Below are 21,612 nucleotides of genomic sequence, written 5' to 3' on the forward strand. Positions count from 1 at the left end.
CACGCACAAGGACTTGATGTTTTCATTCTTTCCTTTCGAACATCCACAAAAAATTATCCACGCATAATTTATTGTTAAAGTGACAGAATTTACAAACATGAATTTAGTTCACTTTGGGTTGAGATTAAATCATTTTTATTCATGTGATCATTCAGGTATAAATTAAACCACGCTCTTAACGATAGATCATATTCATCTTTGCTTCTTAGCCTGATACTCAGAAAAAACTGAAAAGGCTGGAAAGATGATTCACTAGAAAGATCCAAAAAGAAAATTGGACAGTCTAGAAAGAGCATGAAAGAAATTCAGTTTTATCGCAGAAGTATAGGGTAACAGATCGCCATGAGTACAGAGTTTGCATGTTCAATTAAACGTATTCGTTTTGATGAAAACTATCAACCAGCGGATAGCACACGTCTAACGACTAATTTTGCCAATTTAGCACGCGGTGAAAGTCGAGAGCAGAATCTTCGTAATACACTTCGAATGATTAATAATCGTTTCAATGCTTTAGCACAAACTGATAATCCGAATGGTGACCGTTATTCACTTGAAATTGATATTATTTCTGCAGATTTAGATATTGAAGGCAATGGTAAAACTTTTCCAATCATTGAAATGTTGAAAAGCACCATTACCGATCACCATACCAATCAACGTATTGAAGGCATGATTGGCAATAGTTTCTCGTCTTATGTACGTGATTATGATTTTAGTGTGGTACTGAAAGAACATAATAAAGAGAACTCAACTTCGTATGCACCAGAAGGTTTCGGTGATTTACACGGTAAGCTTTATCAATATTTAGTAAATTCAGATACTTTTAAGGCTGAATTTAATCAACAACCTGTCATTTGTTTAAGTGTTTCAACAGCGAGGACTTATCAGCGTACTGTTAATGAGCATCCAGTTTTAGGTGTTGAATATAAGCAAGATCAATATTCACGTACAGATGAATATTTCCATAAAATGGGCTTACAGGTTCGCTTCTTTATGCCGAAAGGAAGTGTTGCACCTTTAGCATTCTATTTTGCGGGTGATTTATTACGTGATTACACCGATTTTGAACTGATTAGCGCAATTAGTACGATGGAAACTTTCCAAAAGATCTATCGTCCTGAAATTTACAACGCAAATTCTTCAGCAGCACAAGTGTATCAAGCAAGTTTAGAGTACCCAGATTACTCATTAACACGAATTGTTTACGACCGTGTAGAGCGTGGTCAATTGGCAGTAAAACAAGGTAAATGGACGGAAGAAAACTTTATCAAGCCTTATCAAAACATCCTTGAACAATGGGCTGCCAATTACACTGTAGAAAGTAACGCTGCTTAATTTACCTGAAATAGAGATAGAAGATTTAAAATGGCAATTTTATTACCAACATCAACGGCTGGCAGCTTACCGAAACCTTCATGGCTTGCAGAACCTGAAAAACTTTGGTCACCTTGGAAATTAGAGGGTGACGCATTAATCGAAGCGAAGCAAGATGCTCTGCGTTTATCCCTGCAAGAACAGATCCATGCGGGAATTGATATTGTGAGCGATGGTGAGCAAACTCGCCAACATTTTGTCACGACATTTATCGAGCATCTTGATGGCGTGGATTTTGAGAAGCGTGAAACAGTTCGTATCCGTAATCGTTATGATGCAAGCGTTCCATCTGTAGTCGGTGCAGTAAGCCGTCAAAAGCCTGTTTTTGTTGAAGATGCTAAGTTTTTACGTAACCAAACTACACAGCCGATCAAGTGGGCATTACCTGGCCCGATGACCATGATTGATACGCTGTATGATGATCACTATAAAAGCCGTGAAAAACTGGCTTGGGAATTTGCTAAGATCCTGAATCAAGAAGCACGTGAGTTAGAAGCTGCGGGTGTGGATATTATCCAGTTCGATGAACCTGCATTTAATGTGTTCTTTGATGAAGTGAATGACTGGGGTGTTGCAACGCTTGAACGAGCACTTGAAGGTCTGAAATGTGAAACTGCGGTTCATATTTGCTATGGCTATGGCATCAAAGCCAATACCGATTGGAAAAAGACCTTGGGTTCAGAGTGGCGTCAATACGAAGAAGCATTCCCTAAACTGCAACAATCTAAAGTTGATATCATCTCACTCGAATGTCAAAACTCGCGTGTACCAATGGATCTGATTGAGCTGATTCGCGGTAAAAAAGTCATGGTCGGTGCGATTGATGTCGCAACCAACACCATTGAAACACCAGAAGAAGTTGCGAATACACTACGTAAGGCGCTTCAGTTTGTCGATGCAGATAAGCTTTATCCATCGACCAACTGTGGCATGGCGCCTTTAGCACGTGAAGTCGCACGTGGTAAGCTGAATGCGTTAAGCGCAGGTGCAGAAATTATTCGTAAAGAACTTTCGGCTTCATACGCAGCAAGCGCGTGATGTGAGAGGGCTACCTGTTTGATAAAATAGGTAGCTTTTATCTGAGTCAAAGCATGTGTCCGTTCTACTGAGGAATAAAATGATGATTGAAGCAACAGACTTTAGAGATGCAATGTCTTTGTTAACCAGTGCAGTGAGTGTCGTAACTACGGCAGGCATGGCTGATCGTCATGGATTCACAGCATCTGCCGTATGCAGTGTGACGGATACACCACCGACATTATTGGTCTGTATGAATAAAGCATCGCGTTCACATGCACATTTTGTCGACAATAAAATTTTATCGGTGAATGTGTTAGGCGCACAACATCAGCATATTTCGAATGTCTTTGCATCTAAAATGACGTCTGAAGAGCGTTTTGAACATGGTGTTTGGACAGAGCTAGAAACGGGCGCGCCTGTTTTAAAGGATGCTTTGGTCAATTTTGACTGTGAAATTGATGATATTCAAGAAGTGGGAACACATACGGTTTTTATGTGCCGTATTGTCGCGATTCAACAAAGCCAACATGAGCAAAGTTTGGTTTATTTTAATCGTGCTTATCATCAGGTGGGGCTGACCGAAACGGCTTAAATTCACTTTTTATTGAACATCAAAGCTTTGAAAGGCCCTTCCAAATCATAGATTTTCCACTGCTTGACTCTAGATTTGACTGTATTAGCTCGATTTGAAAAATGGAAAGGTTTTCATTTAGGTCACAAGATGGTAAAAATCGGGCAACAGTGTCGGGAAATAATAAATCTAAAAATCCGATAAAAATAATAAAAACTTACTGTTTTACCAATTTTTGGTTTGTGCGTATTCTTGCTTCATCACTTAAGCACTCTCACAAATCTTTTGAGGACGAATACATGAGTTTAATCAATACTGAAGTTAAGGCGTTTAATGCAACAGCTTACCAAAATGGTGAATTCATTGAGTTGTCTGAGCAAAACTTGAAAGGCAAATGGTCTGTCGTATTTTTCTATCCTGCTGATTTCACCTTTGTGTGTCCAACAGAATTGGGCGACTTAGCCGATCACTATGCTGAATTTCAAAAACTCGGTGTGGAAATTTACGGCGTATCGACCGATACCCACTTTACCCATAAAGCATGGCACGATACTTCAGATGTGATCGGTAAAATTCAGTATCCATTGATTGGTGATCCAACTTGGACTTTGTCTAAAAACTTTGATGTGCTGATTGAAACAGAAGGTCTTGCAGACCGTGGTACTTTTGTGATTGATCCTGAAGGTAAAATCCAAATTATTGAAATTAATGCTGGCGGTATTGGTCGTGATGCATCTGAACTATTACGCAAAGTGAAAGCAGCACAATATGTGCATGCGCACCCAGGCGAAGTATGCCCTGCAAAATGGAAAGAAGGTGAAGCAACGCTTGCACCGTCAATCGACTTGGTTGGAAAAATCTAAGTCAACTTCGATGGTTGCATTGTGCTGAGTCATGAGCATGATACCTGTAAAAAATCAGCCCAAGTGGCTGATTTTTTTATGCAGGGTTCTTTTAGCTTTTACAGATGGTAACCCCTGCAGGTGCTGGCAAAGTCTCTTAAACCTTGGATCAAATGCTCAATCCGTTTCTCCATGACCAAACGTTGTCTTTTACGTGAAGCATAGACCAACTGTACGGTTCCAATATTGAAACACCAGTCGGGCAAAATGTGAACTAGGCGACCTGAAGCAATATCTGTCCCTACCTTTAAGTAAGGCATGTTGGTAATGCCGAGTCCATCCACAGTCAAAATAATAATAGTCGTCAAATGAATGCATGATGGATTCAAGTCTGTATTGATTTGTGACAGAAAGCAGTCTTCGATGGATGATCTGATACTGTCTGATTCCTAACGATTGCACACGACAAAAAGCGATCCGAAGATCGCTTTTACTGAGGTCTGATTATTTTTGAGCCGTATTTTTGCTATAGCTTTGAATCAGGTTTTTATAGTCTGGAATATGCGCTGCAAAGAGTGAACCGAGGCCTTCAATATGATTAAGCCAGTCGCGGTGTAATTCACATGTTGCACTAAACCATGACATCAGCTGCGCGTCTGCCTGATATATGCGATCCCATACTGCATCACGTGTGATGGGATTAATTGTCCTATTTTTGTGATTCTGTGTACTAGTGCAGCGCTATAAGAGGGTTGAGGAAAAGGCTAGTATAGATTGCATATTCATCCTCTCGAGATAGGAGCTCCAAGATGAAAAAAGTAATTGGTGTTTATCGTAATCAAGACATGCATTGGGTTGGTGATGGTTTTCTTGTCAAAAACCTCTTTTCATATGACCGCTTAGGACAAGCGATTAGTCCGTTTCTACTTTTGGACTATGCTGCACCTTACAAATTTGATCCAACCACATCGCAACGTGGTGTGGGTTCACACCCGCATCGTGGCTTTGAAACAGTCACCATCGCCTATAGCGGTGAAGTGACACACAAAGACTCTAGCGGCGGTGGTGGTACCATCAATACTGGCGATGTACAGTGGATGACTGCGGGTTCAGGTGTGGTGCATGAAGAGTTTCATTCTCCAGCCTTTGCTGAGCATGGTGGTCTGTTTGAAATGGTACAACTTTGGGTGAATTTGCCAGCCAAAGACAAAATGACCACACCGCGTTATCAAGCCTTGACCGTGGCGGATATCCCGCGCATCGAAATGGATGATAATGCTGGACACATACGCGTGATTGCGGGGGAGTTTGGTGGTCATCATGGCCCCGCTCAAACGTATAGTCCCGTCAATGTTTGGGATGGTGAATTAAAAGCAGAGTATGAAACTTTTATCCATGTGCCCGTCACGCATAACACGATTGTGGTGGTGCTCAGTGGTGAAGTGCTGATTAATGGCACGCAAAAAGTGGTGGATAGTTCCATTGTGATGTTTGCTCAAGATGGCGAAGCTGCAATTCAACTACAAGCGCTGCAAGACACTAAGTTCTTGGTGTTGACTGGTGAACCACTAAATGAGCCAATTCAAGGTTATGGTCCATTTGTGATGAATAGCAAAGCGGAAATTGTGCAAGCTTTTGATGATTTTAATCGTGGCAAGTTTGGTGAAATACCTGTTGCTATGGTGGACTAAAATCTTGTCGCTAAAAAGAAGAAATCCCTACTCGGTCAAGGGTAGGGATTTTTTAGGCGCTGTAGTCTTCGTGTTTTGCATAGTTGGTCATGAATTATTATGTGATGTAATTATCTTTTTTATGCGAGGCGCATATTAGCGCTTTTTCGCTGGTTTGTAAAACAGATGTTATAAAAATAGTTAATTTATATACTTTGTTTTTAAAGGGTTTATATTTTTATTTAAAATAAAATGCATAAAAAACCTGTGTTTATTTAAGTGGCTTTTTAGTGTAATGAAATGTAATTTAAGCAAATATCGTCCTACCAGTGCGGCACATGAAAAAATGTGATTCTGGTATTTTTTAATAGCCCTATTTTTTCGACATTGGGTCATAATTTCAGGCAATATAAGTCAGACTGACGGATCATAATTTTGGATATTGCAGTTATTGGTAGCGGCATGGCCGGTCTTGCTACCGCAAGAATTCTAAAGGATGCTGGGCATAATATTACTATTTTCGAAGCACTGACTGGGCGAGGGATGGATAGCCACAGTACAGAGTTTGAAGGTGGTCTGATTGATGCTCCGTTACGTGTCATGAACCCACATTTATGGAAAAACACCTTAAGTCTTGCGACTTATTTAGGCATCAAAACGTATCCAGTACGCACCTACATGGCATGTAGTTGGTTGTTTGAAGACCGTACAGAAACATGGCTAACCACTACCCGTAGTCGCATTGGAAATTTCCCAATTATCAATAACCGTAAAGGCCTGCAGCAGTATGGATGGCGCTTGGTTAAAGGTATGTTGCAGCTTAAAACCGCGATTGCTAAATTCTTCAAATCTAAAGATCAAGACATTACCTTAGCTGAATTTATCAACCAGCATGACATTGAAGAAGTATTTTGGCATGGCGCAGTCATGCCTGTGCTCTACACCATCTGTACCTGTAATCCAAAAACCATTGGCGAATGGCCAGCGAAACCGCTGTTGATCTTTTTACGTCAGTTGACGGATGGCGATGCTTTATTGCGTATACAAGGGGGAACACCTGCCTTCGTCGATAAATTGATTGAAAACATCAATATCCAAAGCGGAGCGGCTATTAGCAAAGTCACTCAACAAGGTGACAAGGTTTTGGTTGAAAATAATAAGGGTGAACAGCAACTGTTTGACCGTGTGGTGGTGGCAACGCCAACCACAAAAATTGAAGAGTTTTTAGATCCTGTTCAGTTTGCAGATGATATTGCGCTGTTAAAGCAGTTCCGTTTTGAGCAAGGTCAGCTGGTGATCCATACTGATCCTTCTGTGATGCCGCCTAAGCGTAAAGACTGGTCGGTGCTGAGCTATATGATGGACCGTAAGTTTACCCGTCAACAGTTCACGGTTTGGCTCAATTCAGTCGAACCGAGTTTGGTTGGTAAAAATGCCGTGTTCCAAACGTGGCAGCCTGTGACCGAGATTGACCCGAAAAAAGTAATTTCAACTGTAACTTTGACCCGTGCGGTGGTGGACTCGCAAACGGTGGCTTTGAATAAAGAGTTACAACAACGCCATAAGAGTGTCAACCGAAAAATCTTCTTCTGTGGTTCATGGTCGTGCGATGGTCTGCCTATTTTAGAGTCTGCCGTCACTTCAGCAATGCATATTGCAGAAATTTTCGATGCACCATTGCCGTTTGTTGGATTAAAACCTAAAGTTGAGGTTGCCCCACAACTCGGCTACTAAAGCATGAAATGGCTCCAAACCTTACAGTTACATCTGCCCAAACATAAATATGCAATTGATGCAAAACAATTGGGAGATCACGCTGTATTGGCTTGGAGCAATCTTGGCTATTGGGAAAATAGCCAATCTTCCTATCCTGAGGCTTGCCAAACACTAGCCATACATCTTGCTGATCGATTAAAGCTAAAGTCAAATGACCGTGTTTTAGACTTGGGTTGTGGGCAGGGTGCGAGTCTATTGCTGTGGCAGCAGCATTACCATGTTCAGCAACTTTGTGCGGTTGAGTTACAAACCGCATGTGTCCAGCGCATACAACACACTTTAAATTCAAAGATACACATCATTCAAACGTCATTTTTAAATTTAAATTCAAAGCTATTTTCAGCACCTTTTGATGTGGTGTTTTGCCTCGATGCCGCTTATCACAGTGATTTAAATTCATTTCTAAGATCAACCCATTCTGTTTTAAATTCAAAAGGGCGCATAGGTTTTCATTATTTGATGTTGAGTAATGCATTTTTGAATTTAAACCGTTTTGAGAAGCTTCAACTGAAAATGCTGTTAAAAGCAGCCGATGTGAATTTGGAACATCTTCAGTTAGAAGCGAATTTGCAGCATTCGATAGAAGTACAAGGTTATCAGCAGGTTGCTATTGAAGATTTATCAGGTGCAGTTTTGGCGGGTTTTTCTCGTTATTATCATGTGCATTTAGTCCAACAGGCGGCTCAAAATTTGGATCATTTCAAAATTAAAATGACCGCTAAGCTCTGCCAGAAATTGTTTGAACAGGGCATCGTGCGCTATGTTCAAATTACAGCAGTTAAAGACACTTAAAATGAAATAAAAAACCAAAGGGCCAGAAACAACAAAGCCTCACTAAAAAGCGAGGCTAAGTATAAAATGGTGCCGGCACACGGATTCGAACTGTGGACCTACTGATTACAAGTCAGTTGCTCTACCAACTGAGCTATGCCGGCAACGTTGTGAGAATAATAGCGGATTTTCTTGAAAACGCAAGCCAAAAAGTGAGCGATTGAAATGCGCAAAATTTTTTGTGCAAATTTCACCCACCAAAGGGTGGGTGAAAGCTGAGAATAAAATTCGGGGGCTGTGATGAAACTGTTTTTAAATAGGGTTAAGTGAAAACATGGAACTTATTTGCTCCTTAAAATTTGATCGAGGTCTTGGGCACATTCTTCCAATGTAAAAGCCATGTCGAGTTGCATTTGAGGTTTGAGTTCATTGGCCAGCGTTCTCCATTGTTCAATCAGACGAATTGCTTTTTGAATTTTATGTTTGTTGACATCCTTTGCAAGGGTTGGGGTATAACCGCCTCGTTTAGCGTTTTTAATTTGTTTGACATAATTGGTGCTGTTATTCATTCTGACTCCCGAATAGCAGTTTTATTGGTCAATTTTGTGTTTCGCTAGTTATATACCGCAAATGAATTGTGCTTCATAAACATTGCATATAGATGATCATTGATGATTTATTTTAACCTCCCTTAGAAATTGTTTTAGCTCAAGTTTGAATCAGGTTCAAGCGTTTATTTTTGAATAAATATTTCACTTTGTGGTGCAAATTATCCTATTGGTTGAAGAGTCGTTTTTTATGAAGCAGACTTTGTGCCAAGTCTAAATAAGAATATTCAGCATAAAAAAAGACCTTAATCTTTCGATTAAGGTCTTTAAAATTTTGGCGAAAGAGGGAGTCATCTTTTTATATTAAGCATATGATAATTAATTAAAATAGAAAATTATATTTTTATTTTACCCCCAATTTTACCCCCAGTTAGATCGAGGTGGTGGTGTTCTTTTAAGTCCATGGAACCATAGAACAATTATAAGGTTATTTTCACATACATTTTTCAAAATGACATGTTAATAGTAGTCCACTAAATGATTCTCAGATGTACTGTGTCGTTATACTGATAGGTGTTTAGTGAGTTACTACAAACACACTGGGAAAAAATGATCTGGAGGGACGTAAGTAGGATATTCGCTGAAAAATGGATGAAGAACCCTCTTCCGCATCGTGTACCGTTGACGGACATGATGATTACTGAGTTAAAGGCTTTGAGACTTACTCATAATCAGGAACTGCTATTTCCACATCGTTTAAACAATAGAGAACCGATGCGTAGCGAGTCTATTTTGGCTGTGATCAAACGTTCGGGCTATGTCGGTCGGATGACCACACATGGTTTTAGATCTCTATTCAGTACAGTTGTAAATAAATCGGATCTGTTTAGTCCAGATGCCATTGAGCGCCAACTTGATCATGTGCCTCAAAATAGGATTTGCTCGGCATATAATCGAGCGCAATATTGGGAAGAGCGGGTGAGATTGATGGAGTGGTATGAGGGGGAAGTGAAGGATTGGCTGAATTAAATAATTAAAAAATCACAAAAACCACGCTTTTTAGCGTGGTTTTTTTTCATCGTTATAGCTGTAACCTGAGTACATATACTGTCTTAATAGTTTGTAATTAGGGGTTTAAATTTTTCAATATAGGGTTTAAGAGTAGATAAATGGGGTATAATAGTTATTATTTTTTATTGATAGAAGACGGAAAGATTGAAATATAAGGCTTAGAAGTGTTAATTTTTAACTATTATCTAAAAATACTAGAAGATTCCAATCATGAATGAATCAAACTTTCAATTTTTTAGGGAGCTTCCTGAAATCGGGCAATTAGAAAAACTAACCGATAAAGAAATTTTTGGATTTTTGAAACGTTACTATACTGATAGTTATCAGCTTTCAATTACTCAAAATAGGAAAATTCAAAAAGGCATATTTCGGGAAACTATCGAAACTTTAGAAAGACTGTATGAGCGTTTGGAGCTAGTTGAAGAATTTATTGGTTATCACAAAGTAGATTGGGATGATGCTTGCTCTTCAAAAAATGAGGCGAAAAAAAAGCAAATAGTTGAGTTTTATAATGGTCTAGTAGTTGATGTTGCACTTATGAAACTAGCAACTACATATTATAGATTGCCAGAAAAAATTCATGCTTTTATTGATTTTCTAGATAAAGAGATATCGTGTATCTTTAGAAGTGATATTCAATCTGACAGATGGAAAGTTGAAGACTTTCCTTATGAGGAAGTATTTGAGACGATTGATCAATATAGGCAGTATTTAGGCAAGCAAAAGAACTACAAATTTAATTTTGATAAGAATGAAGCTGAGAAGATTGCTCGTGAAATTTTGGATGTGCTACAAGACACTAAGAAAATTACACAAGCGCTTGTGGTAGTAAAATTTCAGGTACTGGATTTTTCTGATGAAGAGATTGAAAAATTAATTCATACAGGGCAAGTAGATCACATATTAGCTGAAACTCCGATTGGAAGAAAAATACGATTGCTAGTAGAGGAGTTGAATACCCTTGAACTAGGAAGAACTCATTTACCTTGGTTATCTATCCTTACAAAAGGTGAAATAGAACTGAATGGTGAAGTTCGATTAATGCTTGGATTTATTCTAGACAGTTCAACATACACAATAGATACCAATCAAATCAAGGAGTCATTACATCGTGAGTTAGATATATTTTTTCATGGTAGTAAGATTGCTAATTTTACTCGATCGGAAATTATTGCGATTGATCAAATTTTTGATCACTTAGGTGTAAAAGAAATAAAAGAATTCAAACTCCCTAATCGCAAAAAATTAGCTCTCATGTTGAAGTGGTTTGTAGGATTGTTTTATGGAATGGGAAAGATTATTAGTCCTGATAATCACACTGCCGAGAGTCAATTAGTTGATACGCCTATACGTCTAATTACAAGAAAAGCTGATGGTCGTTTAAAAGATCGAAATGATAAGAGAAAGTCAAAAAGACAAGAAAAGGATGATCTAGAGAAAAAACCATATGATTTTAATTCAATCTGGGATGATGCCAGTTTAGTTAAACGTGCTCCAGAATATGCGAAGTCTATCCACAAATTTTACGAGATGCTGAAATATTTTGATGAGTTAGATGCACAGCAAATAAAACTATTGCAAAGGGTTAATTTGTTCCTGGCTTATTTGGAGCATACATATATTGACAGTTTATCAACTTCTCTATCGATCAACCAAGATCCCTCTAAATGGCCCTGTGCAGCTAGGATGTATTTAGCCTTATTAGATGGAATTGATATTAATTTTTCTGTATGGGCATCTAATTGGACTCTCTACAATACTTTTTCGCTTCCGGTAAGTTTAAATAATTCATCATTAACGTATGACTTACACGATATAAATCTGGCGGAAGTAACAAATCTAATAGCACCAGAGCTAAAGCTAATCAAACAACACAATATCTCTATTCCCCGAAGCAGATTAGCTTATATGGAAATGCTAGTGCAAAAAAACACGAGATCAGCACAGTGTTATTTAGAGACAAGTTTCAAAGAGAACACGATATTATTACGCTTTAAAATTGATAATAGCCAGAGTCGATTAGATATCAGCACCTTAAAGACAATTGTTACTCAATTCTTTAAGAAAGCGAAGCGTGCACCAAAGAGTATAGGAGCATATTTAGACGCTTATATCGGATATTTTGTTTTTAAAGATGGCTGCTATTCTATTGACTGTACAGCTATTTGTTACCTTCGTTCGGACGTTGTTGCTGATGAGGTAAAATTAAAATTTAAGGATTATTGGGGAAAATTTACTAAGAGGTACAATGCCAAACAGATAATTGATAGAAATTTGCCGGACTTGAAAATAATCCCTACATTATGGTTTAAAGAAGGTGAATCGGACTATTTAGTTGTGAATAAAGAAGATAAACGGCTTATTCCCCAGCTGAAAAATGATCTAGTGAACTTTTATACTACGTATGAATATTTCAATAAATATAAAAGTACAAGCCATCGCAATCAAAAAAGACCAGAGCTATTTTTGAGGGGTAGAATAAAAGAAGCTATACCTAAAAAAGAGGATGAAAAAAATACTCCACAAGATGAAGGGAGTACGCCTGAAAATGAAAAAAACGTAAATAAAATCAATGAAAATTCATCTCAAGAGGGGGCGAATAAGCAGGCTGATTTTTATAAGAGTAGGGCAGAAAGATTAGCACGGTTAATACTACCTCTATCGTAATTTAATCTGATAAATTCCTGATATCACGCCTGCTTTTAGGCAAAAAAGTCATCGTTTCACAGTCTGATGAGAAAACCTGTATACGAACTAGGAATATCTCTGCGAAATACTATTCAATTAAATTCCCGCATTTGTCTTCCTAAATACTCACCGCATAACTTTTTTTTATCCAAAGATATAAGTAGTGGATTAATAATTAATAGATTTAGCAAATTTGATCATTGGAGACTACTCAATTAGATGAGTATCAGAAGGGAAATCTAGAGGCTAGAGCTCAATGTTTGCAGGTAAGTAATATAATTAAATACAACTAAATATATCTATATGGAGACTAATCATTAGACTATTCATAGAGTTGTATACCTAATTAGATTCAACCTAAAAATTATATTCATACAGTTTAACCCTCTCATATGGAGCTATTTCCAGAGTGAGTATTGAACATGAGTAAGTCAATTAATGAATCTAAATTAACCATCCAACTTGAAGTTGTCACTGAGCTATGGATTAGAGCTCATCGTAGACCGCATGATTTCTATTTAGAATTTGCTGAGCTTCTGACGGAATTAGATCAAGTGTACATACGGTCTTACGACTACTTCGGATATATCAATGCATGGTGTAATTGGTTGGAACAGAATGATATTTGTGGTCTAAAGTTAAATGAACTTATTGAAGAACTTAAAAGAAAATCATTTGTTGAGTATCAGCGATATTTTAAGAGTTATCAATCTGAACATCGAAGAGCTTTAAGACGTCATCGTGAAAATGAGATAAGGAATATTCGATCACTAGAAAGGAAAGCTAGGAGTGCTGTAGAGCGTTATTCAAAGACCGAGGTTGTTCGTATTGATTTGGGATACATTAAAAAATATCAACACTTGATCAATATTACTGATTTTTATGAGGATATGAAAGAGCTAAGAGTACAGATGAGCAAGCGGGAAAAGCCATTTAACGCTCTGATAGATTTTGGTTGGGCCTTAGAGCAAGGAGTGGATAAGGGCTATCACTGTCATTTGGTACTGTTTTTTAATGGGCACGTTAAGCAGGATGGATGGGGTATAGCTCATCAAGTCGGAAAGGAATGGCAGAAAATCACAGGCAAGCTAGGATACTTTTTTAACTGTCATGATCCTGAACAGATCCAAGAGTACACGGAGTTGGGTATTTTAGGTATTGGTCGAATTCACAGAAGTAATCCTACTGAAGTAGAAAAGATGATTAATGCGGTACGCTATCTAGTACGACCTGAAAAAGATGCACAACATCTGCGTGTGAAATGCAAAGCAAAGATGCGGACATTTCAATGATTTGAAAATAATCTCAGATATACATTATCTAGATGAAAACGAGTTTTTTAACTTTTCAAGGCTTACCCATCGGTGAGCCTTTGTCATTTCTAGAGGTATATATTATGAGTTTAAATTGTCCTTATTGTTTTTCCGATCAGGTTATTCAAGTGGTTAATCAGCAGGTGAATGGTTCTGATTCTACGGGTCTAGCAGCATCAGCTTCGTTTGCTACCATCGGTGCATCCATTTCAAAGGGTTTGCCACTGCCTGTATCTCCATTCATTGGTGGTATTGCAGGTGCAGTCATTGGTGGCCTATTTAGTAGCATGTTTGATGAGCCGAAAAAGCCGATCACCCTGACCTATTACCATTGCAACCACTGTCAGCAGAACTTCCGCTAATAACTCAGGAGATAAGAACGATGGCACATCAAATCGAACAAATCGCCTATGTGGGCGAAACCCCTTGGCATGGTCTGGGTAATCAGCTGAGTCCGAATCAACCACTCGAAGTTTGGGCACAGCAAGCCGGGATGGACTGGCGGATTGAATCCTCGAACGTCAGCTATATGGCACAGAATGAGCGTGGTCAGAGCATCATCATGCCGTATGAAGAACAACGGGTACTGTATCGTTCTGATACCCATGCACCTTTATCTGTAGTAAGTCAGCGTTATCAGGAAGTTCAGCCTAAAGAGATTCTGGAATTCTACCGGGATTTGACAGAGCAATCTGGCTTTGAGTTAGAAACCGCAGGGGTTTTGAAAGGTGGGAAGAAGTTCTGGGCTTTGGCACGTACCGGGCAAAGTACCGCGTTAAAGTCTAAGGATGTCAGTAATGGTTATATCTTGCTGGCTACTGCATGTGATGGCACGTTGGCAACGACAGCACAGTTCACCAGTATCCGAGTAGTCTGTAACAACACTTTGGCGATTGCCTTACGTGGACAGAGTAGTAGTGCAGGTGTAGTGAAAGTTCCACATAGCACCAAGTTTGATGCCGAGAAAGTGAAACAGCAATTAGGTATTTCAGTGCATGCATGGGATGAGCACATGTATGAGATGAAACAGCTCACACAGCGTAAGGTGAGTCAGCAGGAAGCCAAGGCTTACTTTGATGCCGTATTCAATAATAGCACCATGTCAATTTCCGATCCTGAAGAAAACATCATTCAGTTCTATCGTAATGTCGCGCAGCAAGCTCAGGAGAAAAAGCCTGAACCGAATGGTCGTGCTATGAATAAAGCTTTAGAGATGTTTAATGGGCAAGGACGCGGTGCTGACCTGTCATCCGCCAAAGACACTGCTTATGGCTTACTGTGTTCGATCACGGAATTTGTGGATCATGAACGACGTGCCATGAGTACAGATCACCGTCTTGACTCAGCTTGGTTCGGTGCAGGTGCGGGTGTGAAACAACGAGGATTAGAGCAAGCACTTGCTTTGATCGCCTGAAATTAACTGGCTCACTCATGTTGATCAAGTCACCCCAAACAAATGCTCATCAGAGCACTCATGTAACCCTCTCAATTAAAACAGCAAACAAATCGCCATACCCGACCTCGTGTCGGGTATGGCTTTTTTATGCATTTCTTTTACAGAGATCAGAATTTATAAGGATAATTCCATGAATCAAATTGTATCTATTTCCCATCAGCCTACGACTGTAGGATCAAAGATTGTAGTCACACCAACCATCCCCACCAAACGCTCAACAGCAGCCAAGCGATTGGTTAATACCAAAGGGATGGAATATCAGGACTGGCTTGAAGTGCGTAAGCAAGGCATTGGTAGTAGTGATGCTGCGACTGCCTGTGGTCTCAATCCCTACATGTCGATGTTGGAACTCTGGTTAATCAAAACCGGACGGCAGGCTCAATTCATAGAAGATGAAAGCTCAGGTGTCGCACCGTTGTATTGGGGCAAGCAACTGGAACCTTTGGTGGCAGAGTTCTATAGCATGCGCACCTATAACAAGGTGCGACGGATCAATGCGGTACTTCAGCATCCTGATCCCGATAAACACTTTATGCTAGCCAATCTGGATTACAGCGTAGTCGGCAGCGATGAAGTCCAAATTTTGGAATGCAAAACAGCAGGTGAGCATGGAGCAAAATTGTGGCGTGATGGTGTACCTTTATATGTGCTGTGTCAGGTGCAACATCAACTGGCGGTGACTGGTAAACAGGCAGCGCATGTTTGTGTCTTGATCTGTGGGCATGAAACCAAGATCTTCAAAGTGACACGATCAGAATCCGTGATTGAACATATTGTTCAAGCAGAACGATATTTCTGGGAATGCGTGGAAAAGGATACACCACCATCCGTGGATGCAAGTGAATCCGCAGCTAAAGCGATTCAACAACTTTATCCAGCGCATGTACCTTTAACGGTAGAGGATCTTTCGCAAAATGAAAATGCCAATTTGATGTTCGACCAGCTCATCAAAATGAAAGAAGAGATTCAGCATAAGCAGGAACGCTTTGACCAGCTTAAACATGAAATTCAAATGATGATGCAAGACAAGGAAAGGGCGGTCTTTGCTCATGGCTCAGTAGTCTGGAAGAAAGCCAAGGACTCTATCAGCCTCAATACCAAAGCATTGCTTCAGCACCAGCCTGAACTCATCGAGCTTTATCCACTTCAAAAGCAAGGCAGTCGTCGATTTAACATCTATACCGACTAAGCCCTATCTACAGCACCAAATCAAAAATTCACAAAAATCGCTCCCCGCTCTCTACCCTTCGGTAGAGAGCAAATCGGTCGCGATCTCTGTAGCACTTTATCTGGCTCTACATTCTTTGGGTAACTTATTTGGTCCTTGTTCCGACCTACATACATAGACCCAAATTTGTAAGGTAATACATTAAGGAATATCAACATGATTAAAGGTTTAGCAATTACTCCTCCAATCCTAGGGCGTATCAGTATCGGTCGGATGATCGAGAAGAATGGCAAACGCCTACCGGAAAAGGATGACCAGTTCACCATTACTTCCCAGATTCAAAGCAAAGAAGGCTGGGTTAAACATCCACTGGATGATCAGCTTCGAGCCAATACGCCTAATCAAAAGTTGCGCTCAATCCCCGTCAGAATGATCTTTAATGATCCTGATCTGAACTTACGCGCTGAATACACCTTATTTGACCGACAGACTGGAAGACCTGTCTGTGTTGGTAATGGTGAAACCTGCCAACGTTTAACCAACCAAGGCATCGAGCAACTTCCCTGTCCATCACCTGATCTATGTCCTCTGGCTCAAGGTGGCAATTGCAAACCTTATGGGCGTTTGCATGTCAATTTGGATGGCTCGGATGAATTTGGCACATTTATCTTTAGAACCACGGGCTTTAACAGTATTCGAACTTTGGCTGCACGGCTGAGTTATTACCATGCGGCCTCAAATGGTTTGTTGTCATGCCTCCCATTGCAGCTGACATTGCGGGGCAAGAGTACGACACAGAGTTATCGTCAGCCCGTGTATTACGTGGATTTAACTTTAAGAGAAGGGATCAGTTTAAATGAAGCGATTATTCAGGCGAAGCAGATTGATGAGCAGAGTAAGCAGGCTGGGTTTTATCAGGAGGCTTTAGACTTCACCGCAAGGAAGGGTTTTGGGAATGGAAGGATGGACGTAGACATGGAGGAAGGCTTGGAGGTAATTGAGGAGTTTTATCAGCCTGTCGGAGGCCAGCAGATCGAAGAGACTCAGACTGCATTTGATATTCAACAGGGATTGAAAGGATCAGTGACGGCTTTGAATTAAATCAGACAAGGTAAAACCTTACGAGATTGCCGTATCTCATGAGCGAGTTGCTCGAAATCATGAGATAGGAGTAGACATCATGAATGCATTTGTTGGTCAAACTTTCCCGATGAATCAAATCGTTAATATTAAAGAGGTGGTTCAATTTACAAGTATTAGTCGAGCTAAAATCTATGAAATGATCAATGAGAAATCAAAATACTACGATCCTACTTTTCCAAAGCCTGTGCGACTAAGTGAATCTCGTATTGGCTGGTCAGCTTGGGAAATAAATCAATGGATTGAAGATAAGTTGGAGAGTCGTGAATAAAAAGCTTATTGAATTCTACTAAAAGTTGGATTTGTTATTAAACTTGATATTGAGAGGAGTAGCTATTCTGAATGTAGTTACTCCTTTTTTCTTATTAAACAGTTTGTTAGGTCGAGCCCCACGAAAATATGATTTGCTTAGTGTAAGCCATTTTGCATTGTATCTAGCTTAAACGTTAGGTCATTAATATGTTCTATTAGATTTCTTATGAATAATTTTTTTGTGAAAAATCAATAAAAAAGTAAAATTGTGTGATGGAGTTAAAGTTAAATTTTGTTTATTATCTGTATGTTTTATGTGTGAATAAAAGATCACTTTAAAATCTAATAAAGAAATTATAGATGTAACTAGAAACTTTAATGAAGAGGGAAATGATGAAAAAGGCTTTATTGACACTATTGTGTTTGGGCGTTGTTCAAATGAGTAATGCTGAAATCATTAAAGTGAATGGGGAAGGGGTTGCACCTGTTATAAAAAAAGATTTAAACAGTACACGAAATCAAGCATTTAATAATGCAAAAAAAGATGCTGTGATTACTCTGATTAAACGTATTAATGGCCCTCAAGCCATGAACGAAGCGAATCAATATTTAGATGATATTGTAAAACAAATCGATAGCAGCTACGTGTTAAACCGAGGCAGCAATACCAATAGTAACAATGAGCTAGTTACCCAAGTTAGTCTAGAAATGGATGATCAAGAATTTCGTTCAATTCTCAATGATTTAGGGCTGGCGAAGAAAAGTAGCCGAACAAGTCCAATTATGATTGTAATGGATGAATATTTTGGCGTACCAAAAGATAACTCAAAACCTGTTAAAGAGTTTACATCATATTTTTCTGATCGTAGCTATAGCTATGATGAAGATGCGAGTTATAAAGCCAGCGAAAGTGCCAAAGCCAGTGCTTCAAATTCTTATTCTTCAAAAGGACGTTCAGCTGCTGCATCAGGTTATGCTTATGATAATTACTATGGGGCGGGTGTTGGTGTTTCCGCTCGTTCAGCAAGCCATAATAATTCAGGTAAATCAGCTTCTTCAAGTAGCTACAACGCTAGTGAATCAGCTAAATACAGTCAATCCGAACGACAAAATGATATCCAAAGCTTTGTGAAATATGTGGAATATCAGACTCCAAGTACTAAAGCTGAGCGTGATAATCAAACCTTAAATTCAATTGCGAGTTCTGCTTCACGTTATGATTTACGGCTGCTCGATTCTGACCGTTTTAGAAGTCAGTATTTGAATGGTCGGAGTATGTCGATTCAGCAACTGATGAGTGATACAGAGCTGAATAAACTCGTAATCGCTGCACGAAAAGAAAAAGCCGATTGGTTTATGGCGGGTAGCTCTTATATTTATGATCGTGGTCGTTCGAGTGCTACTGGGCAATTTGTCTGTGATGGTGCCGTTAGCTTCAAAATTTATTCAGTCGATGATTCAACTTTGATGGGTGGTGAGACTCGTACAGAATCTTCGACAGGTGCGACTACAGATTCTTGTCGTACGAATGTTGCTAAGAAACTTGGCGAATTGGCCGTTAGCCAAGTAGGGCCACAGATTCTGGGTTATGCAAAAAATCGCACTATGTATGGTAAAGAAATTACCATTTTTGTGAAAAGTGTTTCTGGCAATGTTTCTTCTCGTTTAGGGGATGATTTATACATTGCCTTAGATGAAATGGATGGTGCAGAAAATATCGATATTCGCACTCAGGATGGAAAATTGGTCGAAATGACCATGACTTATAAGAGTGAGAAACCTGTTAGTGCAGAATTGGCTAAAGCACTACGTAAAGTAAATCCAACTCTATCAAGTGCTGAGCGTTTACAAGCTGGCAATACGATTACGCTTTGTATTGGTGGTACACAATGCAAATAAAGTTAAAAGCTTTATGTTTAGCTATGCCGATGCTTGTTTCGGCATGGGCAAACGCAAATATTCAAATCTACCCATCGAAAGGAATTTTTGGGCTAGAGCAACCTTGTCGTAATGATCCTAGCAAATACGAAGCGAATGGGTCTTCGATTGTATGTGACTTCAGTCAAGCGATTGACAATGAAAGCATTCGTAAACAAGTTGAGCAACTTTTTGTACAAAGTTTAAAGCAAGGTTTTAATGAACAGATAGTCGATACTATTTCACAAAAAACGAAAAACCGCACTTATATTGCATCACTAGAAGTTTTACGCGCAAGTGAATACATTGTGAAAAAGGATTCGACCGCCGAGATTTTTCTTCCAGTGACCTTAAGTCTCAAACTCACCAATGTGTTATCTGGAGAGGTTATATATAGTGACAGTAAGACCTTGTCACAACCAGTTCAGGTACTTGCTACAGAGATTGATTCCAGCGCAACCAAAACAGCAATTAAACAGAAATTTCAAAGTACTTTGTTGATGCTAACGCAACAAGTGACTCAAGATTTAAAATCAAAACTTAAAGTTTCTGAAACAGAAACTAAAGTGATTGATCAGTGGAAATCTTATCTGGTTTTAGATAAAGGCTTTAAGCAAGGGATTGCTGCACAAGATGAGCTCAGTTCTGCAGATGGTGATTTGATTCGTGTAGTGCATGCGGACAGTGATTATGCTGTGGCTGTACCAGTGTTGATGCAGAGCAGTAGTAAGCACTTTAGTAAAGTTTCAAACAATACACGACAGGCTATGAATAAGCCCAAAGCTTTGGTGGTCGATGTGCTGACTTATCAAGGCGAATCGAAAGATTTAATCGAACAAATTTTTTCTGATGCAGTGGGTGAGCAAGCCTCATTTACTTTAACACCAGTCAATCGTCGTTATAGTGCGATGGCACAAAGTATTAGTGAGCAAACTGGATTAGCGCAAAGTGAAGACATTAACCAACGTGAATTACCCGAATTTTTTATTCGTATAAATGTCATCCCTGTAATTGCTTATCAGCAGCAAATAGGGAAAATAACTCAGCAACAGGTTTTTCATAGTGAAGTCTTTGCTGAAATGATTGATCGTTCTGGCCGGGTAATTTACTCCGCGCATGCGACCGATGATATCAAAGAAGTGATTTCAGATGGAATGGGGTTTTCTCTCGAGGCTCGTAAAGAAGTTGTATTGAAAAATGCACTTTTGAAATTAGGCCAACAATTTCAAAAAGGGATTCAATTTACTCGTTCTGATTTAAAAGTCTCTGGTTCAAGTGGTCAGAACATCGTTATTGATGATGCTGGCGAGCGCTTAAGTACAGGAATGAAAGTCCATGTTTATCATTCAGATAAAGCCGCAGGGCGTAATATTTTAATTCCAACATGGGAAGCGACTGTTTTAGAGCGCCAAGGCACGAAAGTTAATGCGCAATTAGATTTTCCAGTGAACAGCAGTGATCGTTTACCTGTGCGTTCAGGGGACAGCGTTTTGCTTGATAGCTCTGCCCCAGTGGGAGATTCAAAACAATCTCGTGTCTTATGTTCAGGACTGCATACTGAGCAAGTTGGTGAAATTCCATTTTATGGTTTTGGTCCATTGATTTATCACGCTTTTACCAGTCAATCAAAACGACCATTCTATGCCACAGGTTCAGGCTTTAAAGGACAGACTTTACTAAAAGATTCAGTGATCGCCATGACTGAAAATGCAGGGTTTAAAAAAGATATGAAAGTTAACTTTCATATTCCAACAGATGAATGTTTACAGCCAGTGCTTAAGCTCGAAGTGAAACAAGACAGTATTCGATGTAATGCAGACAAAAGTAATTGTGATGCCACATTAGTTATGGCTAGTGGGGCGCGCAGATTTAACCAAAAGGCTGAAAAAATAGGGGCTTATGGTTTGCAACAAGAAATTGGATTGAAGGGTATTGATTATCAGCATCGTCATGAAATGTATAACATTCAGATGTTTGAGGCTTTACCAAAAATTTTAAATCAAATCGTGCAAAAAGCCGATTCTTCACAATAGGG

Annotated in this window: 18 protein-coding genes, 1 tRNA gene and 2 pseudogenes; 17 read left to right on the forward strand and 4 right to left on the reverse strand. The window is 39.3% G+C overall.

Annotated features, from left to right (window positions below):
* The first annotated feature begins 342 nt into the window (after window positions 1-342).
* The 4 genes from ACG9ZB_RS04025 (at window position 343) to ahpC (ending at window position 3,828) form a co-directional block, all read left to right on the forward strand.
* Window positions 343-1,335 (forward strand): DUF1852 domain-containing protein, encoded by a 993-nt coding sequence (locus ACG9ZB_RS04025; protein ID WP_419324295.1) that lies wholly within the window; start codon window positions 343-345, stop codon window positions 1,333-1,335.
* Window positions 1,336-1,365: 30 nt separating this feature from the next.
* Entirely contained in the window at window positions 1,366-2,412 is a 1,047-nt protein-coding gene (locus ACG9ZB_RS04030; RefSeq protein ID WP_419324297.1) for a methionine synthase, read from the forward strand.
* A gap of 82 nt (window positions 2,413-2,494) precedes the next feature.
* Window positions 2,495-2,986 (forward strand): flavin reductase, encoded by a 492-nt coding sequence (locus ACG9ZB_RS04035; RefSeq protein WP_419324299.1) that lies wholly within the window; start codon window positions 2,495-2,497, stop codon window positions 2,984-2,986.
* Window positions 2,987-3,264: 278 nt separating this feature from the next.
* A complete protein-coding gene (gene ahpC, locus ACG9ZB_RS04040; protein WP_005401564.1) occupies window positions 3,265-3,828 on the forward strand; it encodes an alkyl hydroperoxide reductase subunit C in 564 nt (187 codons plus the stop codon).
* A 98-nt stretch (window positions 3,829-3,926) separates the two neighbouring features.
* Here ahpC and ACG9ZB_RS04045 read toward each other — a convergent pair whose 3' ends face one another.
* Both ACG9ZB_RS04045 and ACG9ZB_RS04050 read right to left on the reverse strand, forming a co-directional pair.
* Window positions 3,927-4,244 (reverse strand): LysR substrate-binding domain-containing protein, encoded by a 318-nt coding sequence (locus ACG9ZB_RS04045; protein WP_419324524.1) that lies wholly within the window; start codon window positions 4,242-4,244, stop codon window positions 3,927-3,929.
* Window positions 4,245-4,311: 67 nt separating this feature from the next.
* Window positions 4,312-4,515: pseudogene (locus ACG9ZB_RS04050) on the reverse strand (hydrolase); the annotation flags it as partial.
* A gap of 101 nt (window positions 4,516-4,616) precedes the next feature.
* Here ACG9ZB_RS04050 and ACG9ZB_RS04055 point away from each other — a divergent pair.
* The 3 genes from ACG9ZB_RS04055 to ACG9ZB_RS04065 all read left to right on the forward strand — a co-directional run bounded on the left by ACG9ZB_RS04055 (window position 4,617) and on the right by ACG9ZB_RS04065 (window position 8,045).
* Complete coding sequence (locus tag ACG9ZB_RS04055) at window positions 4,617-5,498, forward strand: pirin family protein (RefSeq protein ID WP_419324301.1); 882 nt, start codon at window positions 4,617-4,619, stop codon at window positions 5,496-5,498.
* A gap of 414 nt (window positions 5,499-5,912) precedes the next feature.
* Window positions 5,913-7,211, forward strand: a complete 1,299-nt coding sequence (locus tag ACG9ZB_RS04060; RefSeq protein WP_419324302.1) for an FAD-dependent oxidoreductase — start codon at window positions 5,913-5,915, stop codon at window positions 7,209-7,211.
* Between the two features lie 3 nt (window positions 7,212-7,214).
* Entirely contained in the window at window positions 7,215-8,045 is an 831-nt protein-coding gene (locus tag ACG9ZB_RS04065) for an SAM-dependent methyltransferase (RefSeq protein ID WP_419324304.1), read from the forward strand.
* 67 nt (window positions 8,046-8,112) lie between these two features.
* On the opposite strand, the gene ACG9ZB_RS04070 is transcribed toward ACG9ZB_RS04065, so the two are convergent.
* Window positions 8,113-8,188, reverse strand: a tRNA-Thr gene (locus ACG9ZB_RS04070).
* A 177-nt stretch (window positions 8,189-8,365) separates the two neighbouring features.
* The gene (locus tag ACG9ZB_RS04075) at window positions 8,366-8,593 is read right to left on the reverse strand and encodes a hypothetical protein (protein ID WP_004691623.1); all 228 of its coding nucleotides are present in this window, start codon (window positions 8,591-8,593) and stop codon (window positions 8,366-8,368) included.
* A gap of 558 nt (window positions 8,594-9,151) precedes the next feature.
* On the opposite strand from ACG9ZB_RS04075, the pseudogene ACG9ZB_RS04080 reads away from it, so the two are divergent.
* The 10 genes and pseudogenes from ACG9ZB_RS04080 to ACG9ZB_RS04125 all read left to right on the forward strand — a co-directional run.
* Window positions 9,152-9,601, forward strand: a pseudogene (locus ACG9ZB_RS04080) (tyrosine-type recombinase/integrase); the annotation flags it as partial.
* 252 nt (window positions 9,602-9,853) lie between these two features.
* Window positions 9,854-12,310, forward strand: a complete 2,457-nt coding sequence (locus ACG9ZB_RS04085; protein ID WP_419324305.1) for a hypothetical protein — start codon at window positions 9,854-9,856, stop codon at window positions 12,308-12,310.
* Window positions 12,311-12,753: 443 nt separating this feature from the next.
* Window positions 12,754-13,623 (forward strand): YagK/YfjJ domain-containing protein, encoded by an 870-nt coding sequence (locus tag ACG9ZB_RS04090; protein ID WP_419324307.1) that lies wholly within the window; start codon window positions 12,754-12,756, stop codon window positions 13,621-13,623.
* 104 nt (window positions 13,624-13,727) lie between these two features.
* Complete coding sequence (locus tag ACG9ZB_RS04095; protein ID WP_183173933.1) at window positions 13,728-14,006, forward strand: hypothetical protein; 279 nt, start codon at window positions 13,728-13,730, stop codon at window positions 14,004-14,006.
* A 20-nt stretch (window positions 14,007-14,026) separates the two neighbouring features.
* Entirely contained in the window at window positions 14,027-15,058 is a 1,032-nt protein-coding gene (locus tag ACG9ZB_RS04100) for a DUF932 domain-containing protein (RefSeq protein ID WP_419324309.1), read from the forward strand.
* Window positions 15,059-15,230: 172 nt separating this feature from the next.
* Window positions 15,231-16,289: a YqaJ viral recombinase family protein gene (locus tag ACG9ZB_RS04105; RefSeq protein WP_419324311.1), complete on the forward strand. Its 1,059-nt coding sequence runs from the start codon at window positions 15,231-15,233 to the stop codon at window positions 16,287-16,289.
* 195 nt (window positions 16,290-16,484) lie between these two features.
* Window positions 16,485-17,369 carry a hydrolase or metal-binding protein gene (locus ACG9ZB_RS04110; RefSeq protein ID WP_419324312.1) on the forward strand — a complete coding sequence of 295 codons (885 nt, stop codon included), beginning with the start codon at window positions 16,485-16,487 and terminating at the stop codon, window positions 17,367-17,369.
* A 79-nt stretch (window positions 17,370-17,448) separates the two neighbouring features.
* On the forward strand, window positions 17,449-17,679 hold the full coding sequence (locus ACG9ZB_RS04115) for a helix-turn-helix transcriptional regulator (protein WP_325776669.1): 231 nt from the start codon (window positions 17,449-17,451) through the stop codon (window positions 17,677-17,679).
* A 371-nt stretch (window positions 17,680-18,050) separates the two neighbouring features.
* Entirely contained in the window at window positions 18,051-19,559 is a 1,509-nt protein-coding gene (locus ACG9ZB_RS04120) for a hypothetical protein (RefSeq protein ID WP_419324314.1), read from the forward strand.
* Window positions 19,550-21,610 carry a hypothetical protein gene (locus tag ACG9ZB_RS04125; RefSeq protein ID WP_419324316.1) on the forward strand — a complete coding sequence of 687 codons (2,061 nt, stop codon included), beginning with the start codon at window positions 19,550-19,552 and terminating at the stop codon, window positions 21,608-21,610. Before ACG9ZB_RS04120 ends, ACG9ZB_RS04125 begins: the two co-directional genes overlap by 10 nt.
* Window positions 21,611-21,612 lie beyond the last annotated feature (2 nt).

Source organism: Acinetobacter johnsonii (genome assembly GCF_048551975.1).
GTDB classification, from domain to species: Bacteria; Pseudomonadota; Gammaproteobacteria; order Pseudomonadales; family Moraxellaceae; genus Acinetobacter; species Acinetobacter johnsonii_A.

What these genes read in the sequence shown, in the direction of transcription:
- ACG9ZB_RS04025 (WP_419324295.1), top strand. Translation starts at nt 343, where the DNA reads ATGAGTACAGAGTTTGCATGTTCAATTAAACGTATTCGTTTTGATGAA.
- ACG9ZB_RS04030 (WP_419324297.1), top strand. Translation starts at nt 1,366, where the DNA reads ATGGCAATTTTATTACCAACATCAACGGCTGGCAGCTTACCGAAACCT.
- ACG9ZB_RS04035 (WP_419324299.1), top strand. Translation starts at nt 2,495, where the DNA reads ATGATTGAAGCAACAGACTTTAGAGATGCAATGTCTTTGTTAACCAGT.
- ahpC (WP_005401564.1), top strand. Translation starts at nt 3,265, where the DNA reads ATGAGTTTAATCAATACTGAAGTTAAGGCGTTTAATGCAACAGCTTAC.
- ACG9ZB_RS04055 (WP_419324301.1), top strand. Translation starts at nt 4,617, where the DNA reads ATGAAAAAAGTAATTGGTGTTTATCGTAATCAAGACATGCATTGGGTT.
- ACG9ZB_RS04065 (WP_419324304.1), top strand. Translation starts at nt 7,215, where the DNA reads ATGAAATGGCTCCAAACCTTACAGTTACATCTGCCCAAACATAAATAT.
- ACG9ZB_RS04075 (WP_004691623.1), bottom strand. Translation starts at nt 8,593, where the DNA reads ATGAATAACAGCACCAATTATGTCAAACAAATTAAAAACGCTAAACGA.
- ACG9ZB_RS04085 (WP_419324305.1), top strand. Translation starts at nt 9,854, where the DNA reads ATGAATGAATCAAACTTTCAATTTTTTAGGGAGCTTCCTGAAATCGGG.
- ACG9ZB_RS04090 (WP_419324307.1), top strand. Translation starts at nt 12,754, where the DNA reads ATGAGTAAGTCAATTAATGAATCTAAATTAACCATCCAACTTGAAGTT.
- ACG9ZB_RS04095 (WP_183173933.1), top strand. Translation starts at nt 13,728, where the DNA reads ATGAGTTTAAATTGTCCTTATTGTTTTTCCGATCAGGTTATTCAAGTG.
- ACG9ZB_RS04100 (WP_419324309.1), top strand. Translation starts at nt 14,027, where the DNA reads ATGGCACATCAAATCGAACAAATCGCCTATGTGGGCGAAACCCCTTGG.
- ACG9ZB_RS04105 (WP_419324311.1), top strand. Translation starts at nt 15,231, where the DNA reads ATGAATCAAATTGTATCTATTTCCCATCAGCCTACGACTGTAGGATCA.
- ACG9ZB_RS04110 (WP_419324312.1), top strand. Translation starts at nt 16,485, where the DNA reads ATGATTAAAGGTTTAGCAATTACTCCTCCAATCCTAGGGCGTATCAGT.
- ACG9ZB_RS04115 (WP_325776669.1), top strand. Translation starts at nt 17,449, where the DNA reads ATGAATGCATTTGTTGGTCAAACTTTCCCGATGAATCAAATCGTTAAT.
- ACG9ZB_RS04120 (WP_419324314.1), top strand. Translation starts at nt 18,051, where the DNA reads ATGATGAAAAAGGCTTTATTGACACTATTGTGTTTGGGCGTTGTTCAA.
- ACG9ZB_RS04125 (WP_419324316.1), top strand. Translation starts at nt 19,550, where the DNA reads ATGCAAATAAAGTTAAAAGCTTTATGTTTAGCTATGCCGATGCTTGTT.